The sequence below is a fragment of the Synergistaceae bacterium genome, from assembly GCA_012521675.1.
In the GTDB taxonomy this organism is placed as follows: domain Bacteria; phylum Synergistota; class Synergistia; order Synergistales; family Aminobacteriaceae; genus JAAYLU01.
Window position 1 is genome coordinate 1 of sequence record JAAYLU010000119.1, and the last position, 2753, is coordinate 2753.

The 2753-nt window shown below is 43.3% G+C and carries 5 protein-coding genes; all 5 read right to left on the minus strand.

Annotated elements, in window-relative coordinates:
• A partial coding sequence (locus GX181_10640; protein NLM72398.1) for a hypothetical protein occupies positions 1–249 on the minus strand: 249 nt, incomplete at its 3' end.
• An 82-nt stretch (positions 250–331) separates the two neighbouring features.
• Positions 332–1213, minus strand: coding sequence for a hypothetical protein (locus tag GX181_10645; protein ID NLM72399.1), 882 nt, complete (start codon positions 1211–1213; stop codon positions 332–334).
• A gap of 444 nt (positions 1214–1657) precedes the next feature.
• Positions 1658–1858 carry a hypothetical protein gene (locus tag GX181_10650; protein NLM72400.1) on the minus strand — a complete coding sequence of 67 codons (201 nt, stop codon included), beginning with the start codon at positions 1856–1858 and terminating at the stop codon, positions 1658–1660.
• A gap of 137 nt (positions 1859–1995) precedes the next feature.
• Entirely contained in the window at positions 1996–2277 is a 282-nt protein-coding gene (locus GX181_10655; GenBank protein ID NLM72401.1) for a hypothetical protein, read from the minus strand.
• A gap of 16 nt (positions 2278–2293) precedes the next feature.
• Complete coding sequence (locus GX181_10660) at positions 2294–2689, minus strand: hypothetical protein (protein NLM72402.1); 396 nt, start codon at positions 2687–2689, stop codon at positions 2294–2296.
• Positions 2690–2753 lie beyond the last annotated feature (64 nt).

Consider the following 2753-nt stretch of genomic DNA (forward strand, 5'->3'; position numbering starts at 1 on the left):
AAAGACTGCGTTCTCTTGGAGTGACACCATCTTTTCTTGAAGCTTGGCGTATTTATCAAAGATACCTGCCAAGCTGTCAACCTTATCCATCAGCTCGTCGATTTCTTTCAGGTCTTCTGCTTCCAGTCCACTCAACTGGTCGGAGTATTGCTTGATACCCTTCATCGCTTCTTGGAAGTTAGGCGCTTGCGCTACCCTGCCGGATTGTCTTGCTGCGTTCAGTCTTGCAAGATGATTTTCTTTTTTCATAAAGTCGTTCTCCTTTAATTATGTTATTATTTAACGATACAGTTTAAGTCGCCGTTCAGAGCATAACCATCACCTCTTTCTTTTAGAAGATTCTGTTTATGATCTCAAACAGATAGGTATTGTCGATTGTGAAATCAGGATTGCTTTCTTGTTCTTTCTTGATCGCTTTAATGGCTTGGTTGAAGTAATAGCTATCAACCCCAGCGAGCTGATCTTCAAAGACATCCAAGTCTTTCAGATCAAGTTCATTCAACTGCAAACACATCTTAAGATACTGGCCAGCGTTAATGAACCAGCCCCTTTGGATAAATTTACGTGACCGGATAATGCTACACAACGGATACTTGCTACCCATGTAATACAGTTCTTTGGTGATAATCGCCTCTAATGCTCTGGACGGGAGATCAACCTTATTCTCCTTGAAATCGTAAGAACAAGTACAATGGACAAAATCATAGTTTGTATGAATTTCCTCAACGCTACCATAGAACCGGATGACTAACTGGATCTTATCAGACAAGGAAATAGCATTGGTCGAAAAATACCTTGGCCTGTACTTGGGCCTATCATCAACTTCCTGCACATCAGGTTCGTCGTCATCAGTGTAAACAGGCTCAGACTCATCATCAATACCGTCTTCACCGTCCTCCAAAACAACCCCTACACTTTCAATAAAGGCGGTGATACGCTTGTCCTCGTCATGGTTGATGGTGACCTGCGGTTTGTTGGGGTACATTTCGTTCCACTTTTTCGCATAATAATCTGCGACAACAAGACAAGACTCGAACGTCTTAAAATAAATATCATAATCGTTCGGAGGCTCACCCGTAAGAAGCGACACCAATGCACCGCCTGTGACGATAGCGTTGTCCCTGACTACTTTTGCAACCACCGGATCGTCTATCGACTGAACCCAGTCCTTGAGCTTTCTGGACAAATGCTTTGCCATGTTTTTGCTATTCATACCTTACCTCCTCTCATATTATAATCCACTTACCTTCTCCTTGTCAATGGCCTTGGCTGGTTGAGTTTTGTCTTTTAGCTTCTGCTCAATCATCCCAGTCCTCTTTCAGTTTTGGCCTCCAAGTTTCTTTGGGCCCATAGACCATGCCGTGCTTTATGCGTAGCAGGACACGGATAGTGCGGTGATCGTTTTGGCGCTTGGCTCGTTCCAGCTCAGCCTCCAAACGTTCTGATAGTTGTTGTTCCACGTTAAGACATTCCATTTTTATTCCATCTCCTTACTGCTGCGTTGATCGACCTGCTCCACGATTCGTTTTTCGGGCGCATGATCGTTTCTTCGTAGTGACAGAACCGACAGAACACGACTAAGGCCCTGTCTGTTTCTGTGCTCATGTTAGTGTCTTCAAATACGACCAAACTCCATTCCTCGCATACTGGACAATCGTTAGCGTCCTTGATCGTCAGCAACTTCCTGCTCATTTGCTTCCATGCCTCCCGATTCTTTTATAATTTGTCTGACTAAATCGTGCGAATTTGTTAAAGTTCTCTCTATTAAGCGAGCCATCTTTCTTCTGTCCACAATCTCCTGTACGATAAAGCTAACTACAACCAACCCCACAAGGCTTCCAATTGTAATCCAGATCATTTCGAGTCTCCTGCATCTTTAATCGCTTTTACGAAATAGTACGTAACCGTAAAACCTATCATGAAATATAACGCAATCCACATTTTCGCTCTCCTCTCTTTGTGTTACAGTGTTAGTAACAGGATCCCCCACACCTCTCAATGATGTGTCCCAGGGGGAACGTTTTTCCCTTTACTTTCTTCTACTGCTTTTCTAAACTTTTCCTCTATCTCCAAAAACCTATCCCATTGTTCCGGCGACCAAGTCCAATCATCCCGGATGCCTTCAAATTCCTCCCGCTCCTCTAAATCTTCTTTTTGCCTGCGCAGCTCTTCTTTTCGTTCGTCATAGCACATCAGCACAAGCAAGGAAGCATAGTAAATGAACATAATCCCACAAATAACGAGCATGATGCCGCCCAAAACATTAACGATGACCATGGTCGAACCCTCCGTCTTATCCTTCTTTTGCCTGTTCGTTTTCAACGAACTCCTTTACCGCTTCAATGTCGTCCAGTAGATTGTATAAGGTATCCCTGGAATGCAGTAACTTGCCTACTGTGACGTCAAAAGTTTGGATCAGTTCTTCAATCGTGTCCTTAAATCCGTCAACTACATTTACAACAAAATCGCTTGGGTAGTCCTTGTCCAAAAACGCCTGGTAGCACTTGAGACCGCACTCAGTATATTCACTACAGTGGTTCTCGGCGAAGGCTTCAAACATAGAATCATCGTCTCCAACGTGTTCTATGATGCCAACCGGACAAATTTTGTTGCAGATCATCCAGTCAAGGATGTCTTCCTTGGAATGAAACGTTAACATCATATTGTTAATCTTTTGCCAAACTTTCATACTTTAGCTCCTTGTTGAAACATCACTATCCTGATGATGTCATCGGTTCCAACTTCCTCTTTGA

Coding starts and splice junctions, on each gene's coding strand:
- GX181_10660 (NLM72402.1), bottom strand. CDS start 2,689: ATGAAAGTTTGGCAAAAGATTAACAATATGATGTTAACGTTTCATTCC.
- GX181_10655 (NLM72401.1), bottom strand. CDS start 2,277: ATGGTCATCGTTAATGTTTTGGGCGGCATCATGCTCGTTATTTGTGGG.
- GX181_10645 (NLM72399.1), bottom strand. CDS start 1,213: ATGAATAGCAAAAACATGGCAAAGCATTTGTCCAGAAAGCTCAAGGAC.
- GX181_10650 (NLM72400.1), bottom strand. CDS start 1,858: ATGATCTGGATTACAATTGGAAGCCTTGTGGGGTTGGTTGTAGTTAGC.